Source organism: Sulfitobacter sp. M85 (assembly GCF_029285915.1).
In the GTDB taxonomy this organism is placed as follows: domain Bacteria; phylum Pseudomonadota; class Alphaproteobacteria; order Rhodobacterales; family Rhodobacteraceae; genus Sulfitobacter; species Sulfitobacter faviae.
This window is the reverse complement of sequence record NZ_JABECQ010000006.1, coordinates 127,511-150,179: the sequence shown is the minus strand read 5'-3', so window position 1 is coordinate 150,179 and position 22,669 is coordinate 127,511. Positions and strand designations below refer to the sequence as shown.

The following is a 22,669-nucleotide window of genomic DNA, read 5'->3' as shown; positions in this document are numbered from 1 at the left end:
CCGCTACATTGCCGCGCGGATGCAGGCTTCGAGGGTTTCCGCCTCAAGCATGCAGGGGTTCGCACGCATGGAGGAAGAGGCCGCCGCCTCGCGGGCGGTCTCAGTCAGTTCCGCATCTTCGGGGATCCATTGGTTCAACCGGTCCAGCCCCCAACCATCCAGCATGGCGGTCAGCGCGTCGAACGTGCCTTCCTCAGGCAGGCCGAACCCGTCGGAGAGCCACCTCTGCACTTCCGTGAAGCGGGCCGAGACCCCGAGCACATCCGCGTTCGCGGCCAGAACCGGCCCCAACAGCCGCCCGCAGATCAGCCCATGCGGCGCGCCGAAACGTCCACCGATCACACCTGCCATCCCATGCACGGCCCCGAGGCCCGCATTGGCCAGTGCCAAACCGCCCGAAAGGCTGACATAGGCCAGCGCATCCCGCGCGTCCTGATCCTCTCCCGCAGCCAGACGTTTAAGCGCAGCGATGCCCTGTGGGATCGCGGCACGGCAGAGCGCATCGGTCAGCGGGTTAGCCTTGCTGGACAGATAGGGCTCGATCACCTGCACCAGCGCGTCGAGGCCGGAGCCCAAAGTCACCCCGCGCGGCGCGCCATCGGTCAGCGCCGGGTCGACCAAGGCCAGACGCGGCAGCATGCGGTCGTCGCGCAGGCTGACTTTTCGCGCGGCCTCCGGCACGGCGATGACGGCGTTTTTTGTGACCTCGGCTCCGGTGCCTGCGGTGGTGGGGATCGCGATCATCGGCAGGGGATCGGCCTGCAAGGGCTTGCCCGCGCCCACGACTTCGAGATGCTCCATCACGTCGCACTCCGACGGGATCAGCGCCGCTGCCGCTTTCGCAAGGTCGATCACTGCGCCACCGCCCACGCCCAGCACGACATCCGCGCCGCGCCCCGCTGCCACGGCGGCGCGCACGTCGTCGACCGATGGCTCGCCGCTGCCGCGCAACTGGGTCACCTCGCAGCCCGCCGCCGCCAAATCGCGCGCCAGTTCATCGACCCAAGCGACCGAGCCGCCGCGCAGCAGAAGCGCCTGCCGCCCATAACCCCGCGCGGCTGAGGCCGTTTCACCCGCCACACCGCGGCCAAAGCGGATGCGTCCGGCGGTGGCGAAACCGAAAGGAGAGATCGCTTGCATCAGAACTGCAACGTCGCCTGAACAGCCCGCTGCCAAGCGCCGTATTTCTCTTCGCGCGCGGCCTCGTCCATCTGGGTTTCAAACCGCCGATCAAGCGCCCATTCTCGCGCGAAACCCTCCATATCGGGGTAGATGCCCGCCCGCTGCCCGGCGAGCCACGCGGCCCCAAGCGCTGTCGTTTCCAGCACATCGGGGCGGTCCACCGAGGCGCCGATCACGTCCGAGAGGAACTGCATCGCCCAGTCACTGGCGCTCATCCCGCCGTCGACGCGCAGGGTCGCAATCTCGCCCGGTTGGCCTTGGGCGGCCCAATCGGCCTGCATGGCTTCCAAGAGGTCACGGGTCTGGTAGCCCACGCTTTCCAGCGCCGCCCGCGCGAGTTCCGCAGGGCCGGAGTTGCGCGTCAGCCCGTAGATCGCACCACGGCATTCGGCGTTCCAGTAAGGCGCACCGAGGCCCACGAAAGCAGGCACCAGCACCACGTTCTGATGCGGATCGGCCTGCTCGGCCAGCGCTTGGGTCTCGCCCGCCTCGCGGATCATTTTCAGCCCGTCGCGCAGCCATTGCACCACGGCCCCGGCGACGAAGATCGAGCCTTCGAACGCATAGGTCGGTTTGCCATCAAGCTGGTAGGCGATGGTGGTGAGCAACCGGTTGGTCGAGGTCACCGCCGTCTCGCCCGTATTCAGGAGGGCGAAACAGCCGGTGCCATAGGTCGATTTCATCATGCCGGGCTGGAAACAGGCTTGCCCGATGGTCGCCGCCTGCTGGTCGCCCGCGACGCCGAGGATCGGGATCTCGCGGCCAAAGAGGTCGGGCCGCGTGGTGCCGAAATCGGCGGCGCAGTCCTGCACCTCGGGCAGCATTTCGAGCGGCACGTCGAACATCTTGCAGATCGTCGTGCTCCAACGGCCTTTGTGGATGTCATAGAGCATGGTGCGGGCGGCATTGGTGGCATCGGTCACATGGCGCGCGCCGCCGGTGAGCTTCCAGATCAGATAGCTGTCGACGGTACCGAAAAGCAACTCGCCCGCCCGCGCCCGTTCGCGCGCGCCTTCGACATTGTCGAGGATCCACTTCAGCTTGGTGCCTGAGAAATAGGGATCGGCCAGCAAGCCGGTGCGTTCGGTGATGATCCTGTCGTCGCCGCTTTCGCGCAGCGCGCGGCAGAAATCAGCGGTACGGCGGTCTTGCCAGACGATGGCGTTATGGACCGGCTTGCCGGACTTTGCGTCCCAGACCAGCGTCGTCTCGCGTTGGTTGGTGATGCCGATGGCGGCGATGTCATCGGGGCGCAGACCGGCCTTTTCGATCACCGCGCGGCAGGTGCCAGCGGTCGTCGACCACAGATCGCCCGGATCATGTTCGACCCAGCCGGAGCGGGGGAAATGCTGCGGAAATTCTTCCTGGGCCGTGGCCGTCACCGACATGTTGCCGTCAAAGATGATCGCCCGGGAGGAAGTGGTTCCCTGATCAATGGCGAGGATATGGGTCATGGCGCGGCCCCCGGATGTTGGATGAAACGAAAAAGGGGCCGGAACGCTGCTGCGTCCCGGCCCCCGAAAGTTTGGCTTACTGCCAGGACTTGATCAACTCTTCGTAGCTGATGGTCTCGGGCTCGGGGTCTTCGTTGTCGAGCTTGGCAACGGGCGAACCTTCCTGCTCAAGCCAGTAGGAGGCTTCCCGCTCCTCGTTCATTTTCGGACCCAGATCACCTTGGACGCCTGCACGCTCAAGACGTTCCATGACCTTTTCCTGCTCGGCGCAGAGGCTGTCGAGCGCTTCCTGAGGTGTTTTCGCACCCGACATCGCGTCGCCGATGTTCTGCCACCACAGCTGCGCCAGCTTGGGGTAATCCGGCACGTTCGTCCCGGTGGGCGACCATGCGGTGCGCGCGGGCGAACGGTAGAATTCCACCAGACCGCCGAGTTTCGGCGCACGTTCGGTGAAGCTTTCGTGCTGGATGGTGGACTCGCGGATGAAGGTCAGACCGGCATGGGCCTTTTCCACGTCCACGGTTTTCGAGGTCACGAACTGCGCGTAAAGCCATGCGGCCTTGGCGCGGTCGACGGGGGTGCTTTCCATCAGCGTCCAGCTGCCCACGTCTTGATAACCAACCTTCTGGCCTTCTTTCCAGTAGGCGCCATGCGGGCTGGGGGCCATGCGCCACTTGGGCGTGCCGTCTTCGTTCAGCACGGCCTTGGCGCTGTCGTTCACCATGTCGGCGGTGAATGTGGTGTACCAGAACATCTGCTGCGCGATGGCCCCCTGCGCGGGCACCGGGCCTGCTTCGCTAAAGGTCATGCCCGCGGCTGCGGGGGGCGTGTACTTCTCCAGCCATTCGATCGCTTTGGTGATCGCATAGACCGCCGCTGCATCGTTGGTGGCGCCGCCGCGTGCCATGCAGGACCCGACAGGCTGGGAGTTCTCGTTCACCCGGATGCCCCATTCATCGACCGGCAGGCCATTGGGCTCACCCACATCGCCGCCACCCGCCATGGACAGCCACGCGTCGGTGTAGCGCCAGCCAAGGCTTGGGTCTTTCTTGCCATAGTCCATGTTGCCATAGACTTCGACGCCATCAATCGTGCGGCCAGTGAAGAATTCAGCAATGTCCTCATAGGCAGACCAGTTGACCGGCACGCCCAGCTCATAGCCGTATTTTTCTTTGAATTCAGCCATCAGCTCAGGATCGGTGAACCAATCGTGGCGGAACCAGTAAAGGTTTGCAAATTGCTGGTCGGGCAGTTGGTACAGATCACCATCCGGGGTGGTGGTGAAATCAAGGCCGATGAAGTCGTCCAGATCAAGACCGGGGTTGGTCACGTCCTTGCCTTCATTCTCCATCCAGTCGGTCAGGCTGCGCGCCTGTTTGTAGCGCCAGTGGGTGCCGATCAGGTCCGAGTCGTTGACATAGGCGTCATAGATGTTCTCGCCCGACTGCATCTGCGTTTGCAGCTTTTCGACCACGTCGCCCTCGCCGATCAGGTCGTGGGTGACGTTGATGCCGGTGATCGCGCTGAAGGCCGGGGCCAGCACGTTGGCTTCGTATTCGTGCGTGGTGATGGTTTCAGAGACCACCTTGATGTCCATGCCTTTGAACGGCTCGGCCGCGTCGATGAAGAATTGCATCTCCGCTTCCTGCTCTTCGCGGCTCAGCGCGGAGCGTTCGATTTCCTCGTCGAGGAACTTCTTCGCGGCTTCCATATCCGCGAATGCTGGCCCGGCGAGCAGACCGAGCGTGACCGCCAAAGCGGTACTCGATTTCATGACAGATCGTTTCATTATGTCCTCCCTAGACATTTGGTCGTGTCGTATGGCGGCCCCGGTTGCCCGGGGTCCGCCGTGATAGCGCCTAGACCCAGCGAAATACGGCCGCGGCATAGGCAAGGCAGACCAGCAGCGCATAGGGCTGCGGACCCGCCTCGAAACCCAGCCAGATCAAATTGATAAAGGCCGAGCCGAGAAGCGTGATGAACAGACGGTCACCACGGGTTGTCTCAATCCTGAGGATGCCCACACGGGGCGTCTCAGGGAATTTGATCGCGAGGATCGTGAAGGTCACGAGTAACAGCGCGATGACACCGAAGAAGATCGCGGTGGGCATGGTCCAAGCCATCCAAGACATGGGCGGTCTCCTCTCTTATACCCGTCCGAGGGCAAAGCCCTTGGCGATGTAGTTGCGGACGAAATAGATCACGAGCGCACCCGGCACGATGGTCAGCACACCCGCCGCGGCCAAGACGCCCCAGTCGAGGCCGGAAGCGGAGACGGTGCGGGTCATGGTAGCGGCGATGGGTTTGGCATCGACCGAGGTCAGCGTGCGCGACAGCAGCAGTTCCACCCATGAGAACATGAAGCAGAAGAAGGCCGCGACCCCGATGCCGCTGGCAATCAGCGGGGTGAAGATGCGGATGAAGAAACGCGGGAAGGAATAGCCGTCGAGGTACGCCGTCTCGTCGATCTCTTTCGGCACGCCGCGCATGAAACCTTCGAGGATCCAAACCGCGAGCGGCACGTTGAACAGGCAGTGTGCCAGCGCCACGGCGATATGCGTGTCAAAGAGGTTGACCGAGGAGTAGAGCTGGAAGAACGGCAGCGCGAAAACGGCGGGCGGCGACATGCGGTTTGTCAGCAGCCAGAAGAACAGGTGTTTGTCGCCCAGAAAGGTGTAGCGCGAGAAAGCATAGGCCGCTGGCAGCGCTACGGCGAGCGAGATCACCGTGTTCATCACCACATAAATCAGACTGTTCACATAGCCCATGTACCAGCTCGGATCGGTGAGGATCTTGGCATAGTTCGCCAGCGTCAGGTCCCGCGGATAGAGCGAGAAGGACCCGAGGATTTCGGCGTTGGTCTTGAGGCTCATGTTGATGAGCCAATAGATCGGCAGCATCAGGAACAGCAGGTAGAGCGTCATCACCACCACCGAGCCCTTGGGCCGGAAGCGGCTGCGCCGGGTGCGTTTGGCAGCGGTCACGTCACCCGGAATGGGCGCGGCGCCGGGGGCTTGCACGGTTGTGTCGGTCATCACACACCATCCCTTTTGTCGAGGTTGACCATCACGGTATAGAACACCCATGAAATCAACAGGATCACGAGGAAATACATCAGGCTGAACGCCGCTGCGGGGCCAAGGTCAAACTGGCCGATGGCCATTTTCACCAAGTCGATCGACAGGAAGGTCGTGGCATTGCCCGGCCCGCCACCCGTCACGACGAACGGCTCTGTATAGATCATGAAGCTGTCCATGAAGCGCAGCAGAATGGCGATCATCAGCACGCCCGCCATTTTCGGCAGTTCGATGTAGCGGAACACGGCCCAACGGCTGGCTTGGTCGATCTTCGCCGCCTGATAGTAAGCATCCGGAATGGATTGCAGACCGGCATATGCAAGAAGCGCTACCAGCGAAGTCCAGTGCCAGACATCCATGACCACAACCGTGATCCAAGCCGATGTGATGTCTTGAGTGTAGTTATAGGTGATGCCCAGCTTGTCGAGCGTATAGCCCAAAAGGCCAATGTCGACCCGGCCAAAGATCTGCCAGATGGTGCCGACCACGTTCCACGGAATCAGCAGCGGCAGGGACATGAGGACAAGGCAGAAGCTGGCCCAGAACCCGTTTTTCGGCATGTTGAGCGCGACAAAGATGCCGAGCGGGATTTCGATTGCCAGTATGACGCCCGAGAAAATCAACTGACGGCCAAGCGCGTCCCACATCCGGTCGCTGTCGAGCATGTCGGAAAACCACTCCAGCCCGGCCCAGAAGAACTCGTTGCGGCCAAAGGTGTCTTGCACCGAGTAGTTCACCACGGTCATCAGCGGGATCACGGCAGAGAAGGCCACGAGGATCAGCACCGGCAGGACAAGGAACCATGCCTTTTGGTTGACGGTCTTGTTCATGCGGCCTCTCCCTCTGCGCTGATGCGCCAATCGTCGTCATAGACGTTGATGCCCGCCGGATCGAAACTGATCGCGGTGTTTTCGCTCGGCACTGTTGCGCCTTCCTCGGCGATGGCGCTGACCGGCTGGCCTGCCACGTCAAGGCGGATGATCTTGTGCCGGCCCACATCCTCGACACGGGTCACCTTGGCCGGAAGGCCCAGACCTTCGCCATTGATCCGAACGAATTCGGGCCGGACGCCCAGTTGCGTTTTCTGGCCCTTGGGCGCGTAGGTCTTGTTCAAATTGACGCTCGTGCCCGCGACCTGCGCCGCATTGCCCGCGATCTGCGCGTCAAAGAGGTTCATCCCCGGCGAGCCAATGAAATAGCCCACGAAAGTATGGGCAGGCCGCTCGAAAAGCTCCTGCGGTGTGCCGATCTGCACCACGCGGCCATCATACATGACCACCACCTTGTCGGCGAAGGTCAGCGCCTCGGTCTGGTCGTGGGTCACGTAAATCATCGTGTGGCCGAATTCGTGGTGCAGCGATTTGAGCTGCGTGCGCAACTCCCACTTCATATGGGGGTCGATCACCGTGAGCGGCTCGTCGAACAAGAGCGCGTTCACGTCCTCGCGCACCATGCCACGGCCCAGCGAAATCTTCTGCTTGGCATCTGCTGTGAGGCCCCGCGCCTTGCGGTTCAGCTCATCCTCCATGCCGATCATCTTGGCGATCTGCTGGACGCGGGACGCGACATAAGAGGCATCCGCCCCGCGGTTGCGCAGCGGGAAGGCCAGATTGTCATGCACGGTCATCGTGTCGTAAACGACCGGGAACTGGAAGACCTGCGCGATGTTGCGCTCGGCTGTCGGCGCATGGGTGACGTCTACGTCGTTGAACAGGATGCGCCCCTGCGACGGCTGCAAAAGCCCCGAGATGATGTTGAGCAACGTAGATTTGCCACAGCCCGAGGCGCCCAGAAGCGCATAGGCTTCGCCGTCGATCCAATCGTGGTTCAATTCCTTGAGGGCGAAATCATCCTCACCGCTGGGATGGGGCAGATAGGAATGGGCGAGGTTATCAAGCGTGATCTTGGCCATTATGCCGCCTCCGCATAGGGCGCGGCCGAGACGAGCGCCCCGTTCGCGTCAAACAGGTAGATATGCGCCGGGTCCAGATAGACCGGCAGCGGCTGGCCGGGCTGCAAATGCTGGATGCCATGCACCAGACCGACCCATTTCGCACCGTGGTAATCGAGGTGGATAAAGGTCTCCGACCCCGTGATCTCGGTCACGTTCAGCACCGCGTCAAAGCCGATGGCCTCGGGCGCCTGCGCGCTCAGCGTGAGGTGGTTGGGGCGGAAACCGGCGGTATATTCGCCGTCGCGCAAGCTCGCCATCGTGGCGGGTGCCGCCATCTCACCGCCGTCGAAACGCAGTGTGTCGCCCGATTTGGTCATGCTGAGGAAGTTCATCGGCGGGTCAGAGAACACCCGCGCCGTGGTCGCATTCTCGGGCCGGCGGTAGACACTCGGCGTCGGGCCGAATTGCGTAACGCGGCCTTCCCAGAGCGTCGCGGTATTGCCGCCCAGAAGCAGCGCCTCTTCCGGCTCGGTCGTGGCATAGACAAAGATCGACCCGGCCCGTTCAAAGATACGCGGAATTTCGGCGCGAAGCTCTTCGCGCAGCTTGTAGTCGAGGTTCGCCAGCGGCTCATCCAAGAGCACCAGCCCGGCATTCTTGACCAGCGCCCGCGCCAAGGCGCAGCGCTGCTGCTGGCCGCCCGAAAGCTCCAGCGGCTTACGGTCGAGCATCGGGGTGAGCTGCATCAATTCAGCGGTTTCGCGCACGGCGCGATCGATCTCATCCTTCGACTTGCCCACCAGCTTCATCGGCGAGGCGATGTTGTCGTAAACCGTCATCGAGGGGTAGTTGATGAACTGCTGATAGACCATGGCGACCTTGCGGTCCTGCACCCGCATGCCGGTCACGTCTTCGCCGTTCCAGATCACCTGCCCCGTGCCCGGCACATCGAGCCCCGCCATCAGCCGCATCAGCGACGTCTTGCCCGAGGACGTAGGCCCCAAAAGCACGTTCATCGTGCCTTTTTCCAAGGTCAGGTCGGTCGGGTAGATATGCGTTTGGCCGCCTACCGTCTTCGACACGTTCTTCAGGATCAAACTCACGTTCGACCTCCCCTCATTCCGCCGCAGAGGCGGCTTGTTTCGCCGCGCGCATCTGCATCCATTCATCAAGACGCGCGATCTGCGTCTCGTCCATTCGCAGGCCCAGCTTGCTGCGGCGCCAGACGACGTCCTCTGCGCTGAGGGCATATTCCTTGTTCATCAGCCAAGCGGCCTCGCGCGCGGTGAGGGTAGCCCCGAAATGCTCGCCCATATCCGCCAGCGTCTTGGCCTCGCCCGCCATCGCCCAAGCATCCGTACCATAGGCGCGGATCAGCCGTGCTGCCCAGCTTTCATCCAGAAAGTCATAATCCGCTTTCAGTCGCGCGATCAACTGCGCCACGCCGTCCACCGGGAAATCGCCGCCGGGCAGGGCGACGCCCGCGGTCCAATGGCCCGACAGCCCGTCGAAATGCGGCGCGATCAACTCCAGCGCGTCTTCGGCCAGTTTGCGGTAGGTCGTGATCTTACCGCCAAAGACATTGAGGATCGGCGCGCCGCCGGTCTTGTCGACCTTGAGCGTATAGTCCCGCGTCGCCGCCGTGGCGCTGCTGGCGCCGTCGTCATAAAGCGGGCGCACGCCGGAATAGGTCCAGACGATATCTTTGCGGGTGATGTCCTGCTTGAGATAGCCGTTCACGAAGTCGATCAGGTAGTCCTGCTCTTCGGGCGTGCATTCCGGGGTGACGGACGGATCAGGATGATCGGCGTCGGTGGTGCCGATCAGGGTGAAATCCTGCTCATAGGGGATCGTGAAGATGATCCGCCCATCGGTGCCTTGGAAGAAATAGCATTTGTCGTGATCGTAGAGCCGCTTGGTCACGATATGGCTGCCGCGCACCAGCCGCACCCCTTCGGAGGAGTTCAGCCGCGCGGTGTTATGGATGATGTCGCCGACCCACGGGCCACCCGCGTTGACCAGCATCTTGGCGTGGATCACCTCGCGCCGGCCATCCGCGCCATGCTCTACCGTGACCGCCCAGCCATCGGCGCTGCGGTCGGCAGAGACGACTTCGGTCCGGGTCATGATGCGCGCGCCGCGCAGTTCGGCGTCGCGGGCGTTCAGCACCACAAGGCGCGAGTCTTCGATCCAGCAATCGGAGTATTCAAAAGCCTTCTCGAACCGATCCTCCAGCGGCGCCCCTTCGGGCGTGCCGCGCAAGGAAAGGCTACGTGTGGCGGGCAAGATTTTACGCCCGCCGAGGTTGTCATAGAGGAACAGGCCCAGCCGGATCAGCCATGCCGGGCGGCGGCCCCGCATCCACGGCATGAACAACCGCAGCAGTTTAGAGGTCGGCGTGTCTCCTTCGAACCGCATGTCGCGGTGATAGGGCAGCACGAAACGCATCGGCCAAGAGATATGCGGCATCGCCTTCAGCAGCACCTCGCGCTCGGTCAGCGCATGGCGCACGAGGCCGATCTCAAAATACTCAAGGTAACGCAGCCCGCCGTGGAAAAGCTTGGTCGAGGCCGAAGAGGTCGCCGAGGCCAGATCGTTCATCTCGGCCAAGGTCACGCTCAGACCCCGGCCTGCCGCGTCGCGCGCGATCCCGGCGCCGTTAATGCCACCACCGATGACGAATAAATCGACCGGGGCAGCGGCCATATGGCTATCGGGCTGTTGGTTCACGATCCGGCCCTCCCCCAGCTCAGACTGTCCAATTTGGGGCAGTGTTACGAAACGACTCTCATCTGCACAAGAATTATTTTCGTTTATGTTCGTTTCACCAGCATAGCGAACATGTTAAACGTGTCTTGCTGCGCGATTGCTTGCGTTAGCCAAAACACTGGAGATAATGCGCCGACAGCAGGCAGGAGCGACGCCCATTTCACAGACATTCCGCCATCCCGACATCCTTGAAATCGCCCGGCGCGAAGGCAAAGTCACCGTCGATGGGCTGGCCGAACATTTCGGCGTGACCCATCAGACCATCCGCCGTGACCTTACGGAACTGGCCGACAGCGGTAAGCTTGAGCGGGTTCATGGCGGCGCAGTGCTGCCCTCGGGGGCCAGCAACATCGGCTATGCCGAGCGGCGCAATCTGCATGAAGAGGCCAAGAATCGCATCGCCCGCGCCTGCGCCGAACATATCCCCGACGGCTGTTCGGTCTTTCTAAATATTGGGACCAGTACCGAGGCCGTGGCCCGCGCCCTGCTTCACCACCGGGATTTGATGGTGGTGACGAACAACATGAACGTGGCGAATATTCTGGTCGACAATCCCGAATGCCGCATCGTGCTGACCGGCGGCGCGCTGCGCCGGATGGACGGCGGTCTGGTCGGCAATCTAACGATCGAGACGATCCGCCAGTTCAAATTCGACATCGCGGTGATCGGCTGTTCGGCAATGGATGCGGATGGCGATCTGCTCGACTTCGACATCGAGGAGGTCGGCGTCAGCCAATGTATCATAGCGCAGTCACGGAAGACTTTTTTGGTGACCGATCATTCCAAATTCAAACGCTCTGCCCCCGCGCGCATCGCCTCGGCGCGGGAGGTGAATATGTTCTTTACCGATCTGGCGCTGCCTGCGGGCCTTGCCGAGAAATGCAACGGTTGGGAGACCGCAGTGGTCTATGCGCCGGAAGAGTGACCCCCGCCGCTAGGCGTCTGTCCATTCCCGCGCGCGGGGCTTGACCACGAGCGTCGGCTTGCAGGCTTTCAAAGCGTCGACAAAATGCTGGCTCCAGAGGTTCACATCCGTGGCCCGCACCTGCGCCATGCAGCTTGCATGGCGGCGCTTGCGCTCTTCCAGCGGCAGAGCGAGCGCGGTCTTGAGCGCTTCGCTCATGTCTTCGATGTCATAGGGGTTGACCTGAATCGCATCCGTCAGGTCTTCGGCGGCGCCGGCCATATGCGACAGGATCAGCACGCCGGGGTCTTCGGGGTTTTGCGCCGCGACATATTCCTTGGCCACAAGGTTCATCCCATCGGCGAAGGGCGTCACGATCCCGACCCGCGCCCGGCGATAAAGGCGAGCCAAAAGGTTGCGATCAAGGTTGCGGTGGATATAGCGCAGCGGGGTCCAGTCGATCTCTCCATGCTCCCCGTTCACGCGGCCGACAAGCTCTTCCAACTCGTAGCGCAACTCGCGATAGGCGGCGACTTCCTCTCGGCTGGGCGGGGCGATTTGGACCATGCTCACCCGGCGTTCCCGCTCATCCCGGGTTTCAAGATAGCGGCCAAAGGCGCGGAAGCGGTTGGGCAGACCTTTGGAGTAATCCAGCCGGTCGACGCCGATCACGATGTCGCCTGCCATATCGTCGGCCAGACGGTCCTGCGCGCTGCCGCCCTGCGCGGCCTGCACAAAGGTTTCCACGTCGATCCCGATGGGGAAAGACCGTAGCGCCACCGCGCGAGAGCCGCATTTGATCGTGCCATCCATAAGAAATTCGGAATCGGTCTCGGCGCGGAACATCTCAAGACAGCGGGCCACATCGGCGCGGGTTTGCAGACCGACGAGGTCATAATCCGCCAGCCAATGCGCCAGATTGGCCTCCCGCGGGAGGGCGCCCATATCGCCCAAGGCTGGGAAAGGAATGTGCAGGAAAAACCCGATCTTGCCGCTAAAGCCCAGCTTGCGCAGCTCTGTGGCGAGGGGGAAGAAATGATAGTCGTGAACCCAGATCATATCGTCGGGCTCGGCCACCTCCATCACCTGCCGGGCAAGGCGCGCGTTGACGGCGCAATAGCCCCGCTCGAACCCGCGGTCCAGCTTGACCAGATCGCCACGGCGGTGACAGACGGGCCAAAGCACCGAGTTCGAGAAGCCGAGGTAGAAATTCTTGTAATCTTCGGGGGTTAGGCTAAAGCTCAGCCGGGTGTAATTGCCCTGATCGCCATATTCGCTGAGACTGTTGGCGGGGGTTTCCGTGGTTTCGGGGTGCGACCCGATCCAGATGCCGCCGATCTTGCGCAGGGTTTCATGCAGCGCATAGACCAGCCCACCGGAAGGGGCGGCCTCCGATGGGATGCGATTTGAGATTACAATTAATCTGCCAGCCATTTTATGCCTCGGGAACAATCATTTTCGGTCGCCGAGCCTGATTAGGCGGAACGCCGACCACCACTAACGGTTTAATGGTTTAGGTCGGTAAAGGTTCCCAGCTTGAGCAGCTTTGGTCAAATCTTTTGCAGGTGCAGCATAGCAGAGGGCCGGAATTATTTTCTCAGCGCCCAAGAAAGAACCACGCGACCCCCACAGGCAGCAGCGACATCAGGATCATCGACAGGATCACCACCCGCCCGTCGCGCATCAGATAGCCCGCCGCGAAGACGGCGATCATCGCCGACGCGATGGAGCCGGAGGTGGGCACGACCTCCATGAAGGGCATAAACATCGACAGGGCCATCACCATGAACAGGGGCAGGTAAATCCACGGGCGGTGCAGGATGAAGGTCGAGCGCTCGTGCAGATAGCGGTCCACGAAATCCACCGGGCGGCGCAGCCACCGCACCCCCTCGCGGAGTTTCTTCGCCGCGATGTCACGTCGCATGACGAAACCGGGCAGCCAGAGGCTGTCGCGGCCAAAGATCATCTGCACCACCAGAAACAGCACCACCAAACCGATGAAAGCCGTGATCCCCGGAATGCCGCTGGCGGGCGAGGTTGAGATCAGGCTGAAGGCAAGAATAGTCGAGGCAAAGGAATGTTTGCCCAGACAATCGATGATCTCTTCCACGGTGATTTGCCGATCCGCGCCGCCGGAAAGATGTTCCATCTCATCTAGGACGCCGCTGAGGGTTGGCCGACCTGTGTCGCTCATGAAATTCTAGTCCTTCTAACGTCGGGCGATAGCGCTACTCCTGTTAACAATGCGTGAGCGCGGTGAAAGTTCGCCCGAATTGTCAGTTCAAGTTCACGTCTTCGCGCGCAGAAAGGCCAGCAGCCCCCGTTCGGCTTGGGTCATATCGTCGATATCGGGCGGGTCCGGCAAGTCTTGCGGGGTCTGGCAAAGTTCGATCACCTCCGGATGGATATAGCTGTTGCGCGCGATGGTGGGCGTATTGTGCAACCGTTCGGCGGCGGCTTCGGCCATGGCTTTGATGCTGGGCTTGTCCTCTTTCAGCGCAACGTCGAAGGCGGCGACGGACCCGGCCCAAGTGCGAAAGGTCTTGGCCGAGAAGCCTTCGGTGCCAGCGGCCTCGGCGATGTAATCGTTCAGCGCGGTTGAGGTCAGACTGCGCGGCTGCCCCTCTTCGTCGAGCCATGTCAGCAGGTCCGCGCCGGGCAGGTCGCGAATTTTCTCAAGCGCGCGCATTAGGGTGCGGTTGGCAATCTGGCGGCGAACCCGTTTGCCGCCCTTCGCCATGAAGGACGCCTGCAACTTGCCGTCGCGCAGGACCAGATGCCGCCGTTTCAGGGTCAGCGTGCCATAGGTGCGGTTGGTTTCGGCATAGACCTGATTGCCGACGCGCAGCGACAGCCGGTCGATCATCGCCACGGCGGCGGCCAGCGCAAAATCACGTTCGCCCAACTCCTCCTTGAGATCACGGCGCACGCGGCGGCGGATGCGCGGCAGGGTCTCGGCAAACTCGGGCAGGCTTGCGTATTTCTCCTGCGCCTGCGCCTCGGACCAGAGCGGATGGTAACGGTATTGCTTGCGCCCCCGTGCATCGAACCCCGTCGCCTGAAGGTGACCGTTGTCATAGGGGCTGATCCAGACCCGCTCATAGGCCGGGGGCACCGCCAGTTTCACCAGCCGCGCCCGCTCGGCCTTGTCCTTGATGCAGCGGCCATCGGGCGCGTGATAGGAAAACCCCCGCCCGCAGCGCCGCCGAGCGATGCCGGGCTTGCTGTCGGGGTAGTACCTGAGCGTCGACGGTGCGGTCATCTGGGCTTCCGATTGCGATAGGCGGGGTGGCGTCTGGCGCCAGCCCCCGTTTTGATCAACGCGGGCACATCGGCTGGGTTCCCGCGGCGCACATCGCGCATCTCTGCGCAGTTGCAGCATAAATCCGTTGATTTCGCTGCGCTGGCGCATAGGTTTCTGGGGGAACGCCCGTGCAACGAAACGGATAGACCGGACCCTATGGATAGCACCACCCTGTCGCCCCGCAACCTGCCGCCCGTGATCCCGGTCGAGCGCCATGCGTTCTTCCTCGATCTCGATGGCACGCTCGCCCCCATTGTCGACAACCCCGAAGACGCCTGTCTGCCGGAGGCGACGCGCCATCTTCTGACCCGTCTCGTCGCAAAGACCGATGGGGCGGTGGCGGTGATCTCTGGCCGGGCCATGGCGGATGTGGACCGTATCTTGGGTGCGCTGCGCCTGCCGGTCTCAGGATCGCATGGGCTGGAGCTGCGGCTTAGCACCGCGGAGGATCACGCGCCGGAGCAGAGCGCGGGCATCCCCACCCCGGTCATCGACCGGGTCGAGGAATTCGCCGTGCTGCATGGGGTAACATCCGAGCGCAAGCCCGGCGCGATCGCGCTGCATTACCGCAAGGCCCCGGATCAAGAAGACGCCTGTCGCGGCTTCGTCGATACGCTGGTCGGCGAAGACTCCAGCCTGCGCGGTCTGCATGGCAAGATGGTCAGCGAGGTCGCCTTGAAAGGTGTCGACAAGGGCGGCGCGGTGGCGCGGTTCATGGCCTCCCCCGCCTTTGCAGACCGTCTGCCCGTGATGGTCGGCGATGACGTGACGGATGAAGACGGCTTTCGCGCAGCGCAGGCCATGGGCGGCTTTGGCATCAAGATCGGCCAAGGGCCGACCGAGGCCCAACATCGCATCGAAGACGTGGCCGGTTTTGCCGATTGGCTGGAAGAGATTTTGCGCTGATCCGGCCCGCCCGGCAGTCGCATCATGAATAGAAAAGAGGGACTTATGGATCTGGGTGTCATCGGGAATTGCGCGGTTGCGGCGCTGGTCAGCCGCGAAGGGGGGATCAACTGGTTCTGCCTGCCGCGTTTTGACGGCGATCCGGTCTTTCACAGCCTGATGGGCCATGGCGCGGGCGAAGAGGGCGACGGGGAATTTGCCGTCGAACTCGAAGACATGACCGAGAGCGAGCAGAGCTACCTGCCCAATACCGCGATCCTGCGCACCGTGTTGCGCAGCCCGAAAGGCGCGGTCGAGATTGTCGACTTCTGCCCCCGTTTCACCGCCTATGGCCGCAGCTTTCGCCCGCAGATGCTGGTGCGGCAGGTGCGGCGTATCGAAGGCTCTCCCCGTGTGCGGATGCGGCTGAAGCCGCGCTTTCAATGGGGGGAAGTGGCCCCGACCCTCACCCGTGGCTCCAACCATGTGCGTTTCGTCGGGCCTGAGCAGAACATGCGCCTGACCACTGACGCGCCGATTGATCATGTGCTCGACGGGCGGATGATCAACCTCGAAGGTGAGATGACCTTCATCCTCGGCCCCGATGAGACCCTGTCGGACAGCCCTGAGCAGATCGGCACCACCTTCCGCACCAAGACGACCCGCTATTGGCAGCGCTGGACGCAGCGTTTGGCGATCCCTTTCGAGTGGCAGGAGGCCGTCATCCGCGCCGCGATCACGTTGAAACTGTGCAGCTACGAGGCCACGGGCGGGGTGATCGCCGCGATCACCACCTCCCTGCCCGAGGCGCCGGATTCGGGGCGCAACTGGGATTACCGCTATTGCTGGGTGCGCGATGCCTTCTTCACCGTGCGCGCGCTCAACAGCCTCGCCGCGACCCGCACGTTGGAGCATTATTTCCAATGGCTGATGAACGCCGTGGCCGATGCCGAGGGCGGGCATATCCAGCCGGTGCTGGGGCTGGGGCTTGAGACGGCGCTGACCGAACGTATCTCACCCAGCTTGCAAGGCTTCCGTGGGATGGGGCCGGTACGGATCGGCAATCAGGCGCATGAGCATTTCCAGCATGACACCTATGGCAATATCATCCTCGGTGCCGCCCCGGCGTTCTTCGATCACCGGCTGCCGATGAACACAGGGCGCACCGCCTATGAGCAGTTGGAGCCGCTCGGCGAACAGGCGTGGGAGCTGCACGACCAGCCCGATGCGGGCATTTGGGAATTGCGCAGCCGCGCGCGGATTCACACCTCCTCGTCGTTGATGTGCTGGGCCGCCTGCGACCGGCTGGCCAAGATCGCGCGGCATCTGGAATTGGGTGACCGCGCCACCCTCTGGGCCGATCGGGCCGAGGTGATCCGCGATATGATCCTCGACAACGCATGGTCCGAGGAACGCGGCGCCTTTGTCGAAAGCTTCGGCGGCAGCACCCTCGACGCGAGCGTTTTGCTCATGGGCGAGGTCGGCTTTCTGCCGCCGAAAGACCCGCGATTCATCGCCACGGTCGAACGTCTATCCGAAGTGCTGGGCCGCGGCCCCTTCATGCTGCGTTACGAAGAAGCCGACGATTTCGGCGTGCCGGAGGTGGGCTTTAACGTCTGCGCCTTCTGGCGCATCGACGCGCTGGCGCGGATTGGCCGCGAAGAGGAAGCACGCAAACTGTTCGAAGAGTTGCTGGAGGCGCGCAACCACCTTGGCCTGATGTCCGAAGACACCGCTTTTGCCACTGGTGAGGGCTGGGGCAACTTCCCCCAGACCTACTCCATGGTCGGCATCATCAACGGCGCCATGCGCCTGTCGCGCCGGTGGGAGGCCGAGCTTTAACGCGCAAGCAGCAGCCGCAGCCCCAAAAGCCCAGCACGACCGAGGCGGTGCGGTCGAAATAGACCTTCGCGCGCAGGTAGCCTTGGCTGACGGCAGGGCGGCTCATGCCGAAGGCCAATGCGGTGTAGAAGGCCAGTTCGATGATCAGGTGATTGGCGACGACTAGGCGCGACGCGAACCCGTGGTCAACTGCGATGCAGGCGCCGGGGGGCCGCTCTGTGCGTGATCCGCCCCGCGCCCGCTCAGAAAACGGGCACCTCACACGAAGGAGCGCACCGTGGCGATGGCCCCGTCAAGCGCCTTGCCTTCCGCGTCCTGCAACGCCGCCTCGCGCAGCCGCGCGATCCACTCCGCCGCATCGTCGCGCCCGCGCAGCAGATCGGCGGCGTCCATCACCCGGTCGAATTTGCTCAGACCCCGCGCATGGGTGTCGGAGTAGCCCTTGATCAGGCGGCGGCATTTCACCAGTTCCACGGCGAGGGCGTAGTCACTCTCCACCTCCGCAAGGCAGCGGCGCAGCCAGTCCTCCAGATGCGCGACCTCAAGGGCATGGCGATGGGTGCGCAGCCGGTAGCCCTTCAGGCCGCCGAGGAAATGCAGCATCAGGAAGGCGGGCAGCCGGTCGGTGCGCAACCGGCGGCCCTTGTCGAACCAGCGGTTCAGCCGGGACATCCACGTCTCGCTCGCCTCGACCTTGGCGCCGAGCCGCGCGGGCATGAGCCCCGCGATCTCCTCGGCGCGGGGGTGGAAGTACTCGGTCAGTTGCAGCAGGTTCTCCTCGCCCGCGCGCATCTCTTGGCGAATGTGCGACAGACGCGGGGCGCGGGTCTTGAGGTCCGCCACGCGGATGATGTCGTCATAGGCCATGGCATTGGTGATGTATTTCGCCGCCGCCGTTGAGAGCGCCCAGTCCCGCGCGGCGTCATCGCGGGCCAGCACGGTATCGAGTCGGTCGAGATAGAGCGCGCCATAGGCGCAGTCCTGAAAGTTCACCACCTTGGCGAGCCCGGCAAGCGCGAGGTCACGCACCGGCTCGGGCAGGCGGTCGGCCCGGTCCACCAGCGCGGCCCATTCGGCCTGCAACTTCTCCGGCCCGACAAGGCTGAACGGTTTGATCTCTTCCTCGGGGGTCTGCGGTGTTTCGGGCAGCTTGCCCTGTGCCGCATCGAATCCCACGGCGAAGGCGCGCAGCGAGGGTTCGACCCCCTTGCCGCCGGCACGGATCGCATTCTCATAGGCCTCACGTGGAAACGGCAGCGCGCCGGAGCCTGCAAGCGCGCCGAAGAGCGAGGCCGAGATGACCGAACCTGCGCCGACGGCCAGCCCTTCCATATCTTCGAGCACCAGTTTCTGCGCCGCGATCTCGGCCGCCGCGCGGACCTCATCGGCATCGGCAATGCCGTCGCCCGGCGCCATCTTCTCGCTCACCGCCAGCGCGCGGTGGGTCGAGCCGATCAGCGTCGTCCGGTCCGGCGTCACGAAACCGCGCATCACGGCGCGGCCCACTTCCATCATCTCGGCGGCGATCAGCACGTCCACGTCGCCCGCCGCCGGGGCCAGCGCGAAGACGGGGTCGAGCGCGCTCTTGGGGGCCATTTCGACGTAGTAGATGGTGGCCCCGGTGCGCTGCGCCACGCCGGCGACCGAGGTCGCCTGACAGACATAGCCCTCGGCCCGGGCCATCGCCTCGATCCAGCCGGTGAGCACGCCGCCCCCCTGCCCGCCCACGGCCATGACGGCAAGGTTGATGATCTTCTCAACCCGCGCGTCGGGGGTCTTTTGCGGCAGCACCATGTTCATGTGGCCACTCCTTCGTTGCGCAGTCGTTTCGCATCGCGTCGGTCTTGCAACCAGCGAATGATTTGGCCGGTCTTCTCAGCCCGCCAACGCTCGAACTTCGTCGGGTTGTGCACCACGTCGGCCTGATAGAAGGACGGGCAGAGGACGGCGGTATCCGCCACTTCGCCGCAGTTGCCGCAGCCGACGCAGGTCTGGTCGATATGCGCCACCGGGTCGTCGCGCAGCGGATCGTCGAGCCGCTTCAGCGACAGCGAGGGACAGCCCGAGAGGCGGATACAGGCGTGATCGCCGGTGCAGACATCCGCATCGACGCCAAAGCGCGGCACCTCCATGCGGCGGCCGTCCCTAATCGCCTGATTGCGTTTCGGCTTCTCGCGGCGCTGCTTGTTGAGCATGCATTCCGAGGAGGCCACGATGACCTTCGGCCCCTTGTAATCGGTGGTCAGCGCCTCGCGCAGAACCTCGCGCAGCTTGCCCACGTCATAGGTCCGGTCGATCTGGCGCACCCATTCCACGCCGACGCCCTTGAGCGCCTTGGAAATCGGGTTGTTCGTGCTTTTCGTGTCGTTATGCGCGCGCGAGGACATCACGTCCTGCCCGCCGGTGGCGGCGGAATAGTAGTTGTCGACGATCACCGCGACGCTGTCGGACTTGTTGAACACCATGTTGCCGATCGAGGTCGACAGACCATTGTGCCAGAAGCCCCCGTCGCCCAGAATCGAGATCACCCGCTTGTCGCCGCCGCCGTCAAAGGCCGCGTTGGAGGCGGGGCCGAGGCCATAGCCCATGGTCGAGCCGCCGATCTCGAAGGGCGGCAGGCAGCCGAAGAGATGGCAGCCGATGTCGCCGGTGATCTGGTGCTTGCCCAACTCCTGCTCGGTCAGTTTCATCGCCGCGAAAATCGGGCGTTCCGGGCAGCCGGTGCAGAAGCCGGGCGGGCGGATCGGCACGGTCTGCGACAGGTCCGGGATTGCAGGCGCTTCGGCATTGGGGGCACGCACCGCACCGGGCAGCATCTCGGGCGCGGCGATCTTGAGAAAGGCCGTTACCCCGTCGAGCAGCACCTGCCCGGTGTATTCCCCGGCCATCGGCAGCACGTCCTTGCCGTGCAACTTCACCTTCCGTTCGAGCTTGTAGAGGTAGGAGCCAAGCTGTTGTTCGATATGATCCGGCTGGCCTTCCTCAACCACCAGCACATGCTCTTTGCCCGCGCAAAATTCATCGAACTCGTCTTTGAGCAGCGGGTAAGTCACGTTGAGCACATAAAGCGGCACCTCGGTCTGGCCGTGGATGTCCGCGAGCCCCAGCCGCTGCAATGCCCGGATGACAGAATTATACATGCCGCCCTGCACCACGATGCCCAGGGGCGCCTTCTCGGGGCCGAAGAATTCGTTGAGCTTGTTATCGCGGATGAATGTCTCGGCCGCCGGCCAGCGGTTCTCGATCTTGTCCTTCTCGTGCAGATAGGACATCGGCGGCAGCACAACGCGGTTGAAGTCCGACTGCGGGTTGGCCGCGGCCTCGGCCACAGTGAGCGGCGGGCGTTGGTTGTCTTTCGTCTCGAAACTGCCCGTGACATGGCAAGATCGGATGCGCACCATCAGCATCACCGGCGTGTTGCTGGCCTCGGACAGCTCGAACCCGTCCTTCACCGCCTTGGTGATCGAGGGCAGGTTCGGGCGCGGGTCCAGCATCCAGAACTGAGATTTCATGGCAAAGCCGTGGCTGCGCTCCTGCATGATCGAGGAGCCCTCGCCATAGTCCTCGCCCACGATCACCAGCGCGCCGCCGGTGACGCCCGAAGAACTGAGGTTCGCCAGCGCGTCTGAGGCCACGTTGACCCCCACCGGCCCCTTGAAGGTCACCGCGCCGCGGATCGGGTAGTGGACCGAGGCCGCCAGCATCGCCGCCGCCGCGGCCTCGCTTGCATTGGCCTCGAAGCGCACGCCAAGCTCGCCCATCAGTTCCTCGGCGTCGGCCAGCACGTCCATCAGGTGGCTGATCGGCGCACCCTGATAGCCGCCGACATAGCCCACGCCGTTCTCCAAAAGCGCCTTGGTGATCGCAAGGATGCCCTCGCCGGTGAAGACGTCGCCATCTCCCTTGCGCAGATGTTCCACCTCTGCCTTGAACGAACGTTCGGCCATCGGACCCTCTCAGAAATCGTGTTTTCGGATGTTGCGCAGCATGGTCTGCAAGGTGGCCACGAAGGCCGCCTTCTCCTCGGGGCCTATGCCCTTGAACATCGCCTCATAGGCCTGCGCCATATGCGGCCAGAGGCGCCCATAGGCCTCGCGCCCCTGATCGGTCAAGTAGACCCGCGTGGCGCGGCTGTCGTTGGCATCGGTCTCGCGCCGGACCAGACCGTCGCGCACCAATGCGTCGAGCGCGCGGCTCAGCGTCGATTGCTGCACCACCGCGTAAACCGCCAACTCGCGGATCAGGATGCCATCGGTCACCGACAGCACCGCGAGCGAGCGCATCTGCGGCGTGGTCAGGCCAAGTGCCGCCATCTCCGCCGACAGGGCGGCATTGTACCGCCCCATGATCCGGTTCATCAGATAGGGCGCGAAATTATCGAGCCCCATCCGATCCAGCGGCGCGTTCTCGGCCTCGGAAGGTGGTGTATCTGTCACCGATCAGCCCTTCGGCACCAGTGCCAGCGCCCGAATGGGGCTACCGGTGCCGTTCTTGATCTTCAACGGCGCGGCGATCAGAATCGCCCCCTTCGGCGGCAGTTTGTCGAGGTTGGCCAGTGACGCCAGACCAAAACAGTTATTCTTATGCAGCAGGTTATGCGCCGGATAGGGCGGCTCCATCCCGCCCGCTTGCCCCGCATCGGTGCCGATGCACTGCGTGCCCCAGCCGACGATCTTCTTCTCCATCAGGTACTGGATCGCATCCGGGGTCGGTCCGGGGCTGTGCGGCCCGGTCTCATCGGCGTTAAGAAACCGCGCCTCGTCATCGACGCGCGCGTCCCAATCGGTGCGCATGACAACCCATTCACCTTCGCCGATCTCGCCATACTCGGCTTCCCATTCCTTGATGCCCTTGGCATCGAGCAGGAAATCCGGGTCTTCCTGCGCCTGCTGCGAACAATCGATCACGTTGACCGGGGCGACCAGACGCTGCACGTCGAGCGTATCAGTGAAGCCGTCGTCGTAATCCTTACCGGTGATCCAATGATGCGGCGCGTCGAAATGCGTGCCCGAATGCTCGCCCAGCACCATCCAGTTCCAGGCAAAGAAGGGGCCGTCCTCGTCATATTCGCTGATCTTGTGAATCTCGACCTTCGGCGTCGGCTTGGCGAAATCAGCAGGCAGCTGCAGGATCGGCGTATCCGGCCCCAAAACGCCCGAGCAATCGACGACCTCAACCCCGCCCGAAGCCAGCATCGCGCCGAAATCACGCATTAAATCCGTAGCACTCATTTCAATTAATCTCCCTCAAATGGCGCACCCACTCCCGATGCGTTGTCCCTGCAAAGATGTTAGTCACATTTATATGCGTTTGCAATTATCTTCTTCGAAAGGCTTGCCAGGAACGCAAAAGGCCCGC

General features: G+C 63.1%; 19 protein-coding genes. 3 read left to right on the top strand and 16 right to left on the bottom strand.

Annotated elements, in window-relative coordinates:
- Window positions 1–3: 3 nt before the first annotated feature.
- The 9 genes from HKX24_RS13400 to glpD all read right to left on the bottom strand — a co-directional run bounded on the left by HKX24_RS13400 (window position 4) and on the right by glpD (window position 10,313).
- Window positions 4–1,131 carry an iron-containing alcohol dehydrogenase gene (locus HKX24_RS13400; RefSeq protein WP_271694050.1) on the bottom strand — a complete coding sequence of 376 codons (1,128 nt, stop codon included), beginning with the start codon at window positions 1,129–1,131 and terminating at the stop codon, window positions 4–6.
- An 8-nt stretch (window positions 1,132–1,139) separates the two neighbouring features.
- Window positions 1,140–2,636 carry a glycerol kinase GlpK gene (gene glpK / locus HKX24_RS13395; protein WP_276154045.1) on the bottom strand — a complete coding sequence of 499 codons (1,497 nt, stop codon included), beginning with the start codon at window positions 2,634–2,636 and terminating at the stop codon, window positions 1,140–1,142.
- A gap of 76 nt (window positions 2,637–2,712) precedes the next feature.
- Window positions 2,713–4,425 carry an ABC transporter substrate-binding protein gene (locus HKX24_RS13390; RefSeq protein ID WP_276154046.1) on the bottom strand — a complete coding sequence of 571 codons (1,713 nt, stop codon included), beginning with the start codon at window positions 4,423–4,425 and terminating at the stop codon, window positions 2,713–2,715.
- 70 nt (window positions 4,426–4,495) lie between these two features.
- On the bottom strand, window positions 4,496–4,768 hold the full coding sequence (locus HKX24_RS13385; protein WP_067268456.1) for a DUF2160 domain-containing protein: 273 nt from the start codon (window positions 4,766–4,768) through the stop codon (window positions 4,496–4,498).
- Between the two features lie 15 nt (window positions 4,769–4,783).
- The gene (locus tag HKX24_RS13380; protein ID WP_067268458.1) at window positions 4,784–5,671 is read right to left on the bottom strand and encodes a carbohydrate ABC transporter permease; all 888 of its coding nucleotides are present in this window, start codon (window positions 5,669–5,671) and stop codon (window positions 4,784–4,786) included.
- The gene (locus tag HKX24_RS13375; RefSeq protein WP_067268460.1) at window positions 5,671–6,543 is read right to left on the bottom strand and encodes a sugar ABC transporter permease; all 873 of its coding nucleotides are present in this window, start codon (window positions 6,541–6,543) and stop codon (window positions 5,671–5,673) included. The genes HKX24_RS13380 and HKX24_RS13375 overlap by 1 nt, the downstream gene beginning before the upstream one ends.
- A complete protein-coding gene (locus tag HKX24_RS13370) occupies window positions 6,540–7,625 on the bottom strand; it encodes an ABC transporter ATP-binding protein (RefSeq protein WP_271693887.1) in 1,086 nt (361 codons plus the stop codon). The genes HKX24_RS13375 and HKX24_RS13370 overlap by 4 nt, the downstream gene beginning before the upstream one ends.
- Complete coding sequence (locus tag HKX24_RS13365; RefSeq protein ID WP_067268463.1) at window positions 7,625–8,710, bottom strand: ABC transporter ATP-binding protein; 1,086 nt, start codon at window positions 8,708–8,710, stop codon at window positions 7,625–7,627. The genes HKX24_RS13370 and HKX24_RS13365 overlap by 1 nt, the downstream gene beginning before the upstream one ends.
- A gap of 13 nt (window positions 8,711–8,723) precedes the next feature.
- Window positions 8,724–10,313, bottom strand: coding sequence for a glycerol-3-phosphate dehydrogenase (gene glpD / locus HKX24_RS13360; RefSeq protein ID WP_271694051.1), 1,590 nt, complete (start codon window positions 10,311–10,313; stop codon window positions 8,724–8,726).
- Between the two features lie 220 nt (window positions 10,314–10,533).
- Between glpD and HKX24_RS13355 the strand changes: the two genes are divergently transcribed.
- Entirely contained in the window at window positions 10,534–11,301 is a 768-nt protein-coding gene (locus HKX24_RS13355; protein ID WP_271694052.1) for a DeoR/GlpR family DNA-binding transcription regulator, read from the top strand.
- 9 nt (window positions 11,302–11,310) lie between these two features.
- Here the strand turns inward: HKX24_RS13355 and HKX24_RS13350 are convergent, their stop codons facing one another.
- The 3 genes from HKX24_RS13350 to HKX24_RS13340 form a co-directional block, all read right to left on the bottom strand.
- Window positions 11,311–12,714 (bottom strand): trehalose-6-phosphate synthase, encoded by a 1,404-nt coding sequence (locus HKX24_RS13350; RefSeq protein WP_271693888.1) that lies wholly within the window; start codon window positions 12,712–12,714, stop codon window positions 11,311–11,313.
- A 163-nt stretch (window positions 12,715–12,877) separates the two neighbouring features.
- Window positions 12,878–13,474 (bottom strand): exopolysaccharide biosynthesis protein, encoded by a 597-nt coding sequence (locus HKX24_RS13345; protein WP_271690239.1) that lies wholly within the window; start codon window positions 13,472–13,474, stop codon window positions 12,878–12,880.
- Window positions 13,475–13,567: 93 nt separating this feature from the next.
- On the bottom strand, window positions 13,568–14,542 hold the full coding sequence (locus HKX24_RS13340) for a DNA topoisomerase IB (RefSeq protein ID WP_271693889.1): 975 nt from the start codon (window positions 14,540–14,542) through the stop codon (window positions 13,568–13,570).
- A 198-nt stretch (window positions 14,543–14,740) separates the two neighbouring features.
- Here HKX24_RS13340 and otsB point away from each other — a divergent pair, with 198 nt between their 5' ends.
- Together otsB and HKX24_RS13330 are read left to right on the top strand one after the other, a co-directional pair.
- Window positions 14,741–15,490, top strand: a complete 750-nt coding sequence (otsB, locus tag HKX24_RS13335) for a trehalose-phosphatase (RefSeq protein WP_271693890.1) — start codon at window positions 14,741–14,743, stop codon at window positions 15,488–15,490.
- 45 nt (window positions 15,491–15,535) lie between these two features.
- Window positions 15,536–17,311, top strand: coding sequence for a glycoside hydrolase family 15 protein (locus tag HKX24_RS13330; protein ID WP_276154047.1), 1,776 nt, complete (start codon window positions 15,536–15,538; stop codon window positions 17,309–17,311).
- Window positions 17,312–17,569: 258 nt separating this feature from the next.
- Here HKX24_RS13330 and HKX24_RS13325 read toward each other — a convergent pair whose 3' ends face one another.
- The 4 genes from HKX24_RS13325 to HKX24_RS13310 are packed head-to-tail and all read right to left on the bottom strand — an operon-like array spanning window position 17,570 to window position 22,524.
- Window positions 17,570–19,111, bottom strand: a complete 1,542-nt coding sequence (locus tag HKX24_RS13325; RefSeq protein ID WP_271693893.1) for an indolepyruvate oxidoreductase subunit beta family protein — start codon at window positions 19,109–19,111, stop codon at window positions 17,570–17,572.
- Window positions 19,108–21,258, bottom strand: a complete 2,151-nt coding sequence (locus HKX24_RS13320; protein ID WP_271693894.1) for an indolepyruvate ferredoxin oxidoreductase subunit alpha — start codon at window positions 21,256–21,258, stop codon at window positions 19,108–19,110. Before HKX24_RS13320 ends, HKX24_RS13325 begins: the two co-directional genes overlap by 4 nt.
- Window positions 21,259–21,267: 9 nt before the next feature.
- Window positions 21,268–21,747: a MarR family transcriptional regulator gene (locus HKX24_RS13315; protein WP_276154048.1), complete on the bottom strand. Its 480-nt coding sequence runs from the start codon at window positions 21,745–21,747 to the stop codon at window positions 21,268–21,270.
- 3 nt (window positions 21,748–21,750) lie between these two features.
- A complete protein-coding gene (locus HKX24_RS13310; protein WP_276154049.1) occupies window positions 21,751–22,524 on the bottom strand; it encodes a cyclase family protein in 774 nt (257 codons plus the stop codon).
- Window positions 22,525–22,669 lie beyond the last annotated feature (145 nt).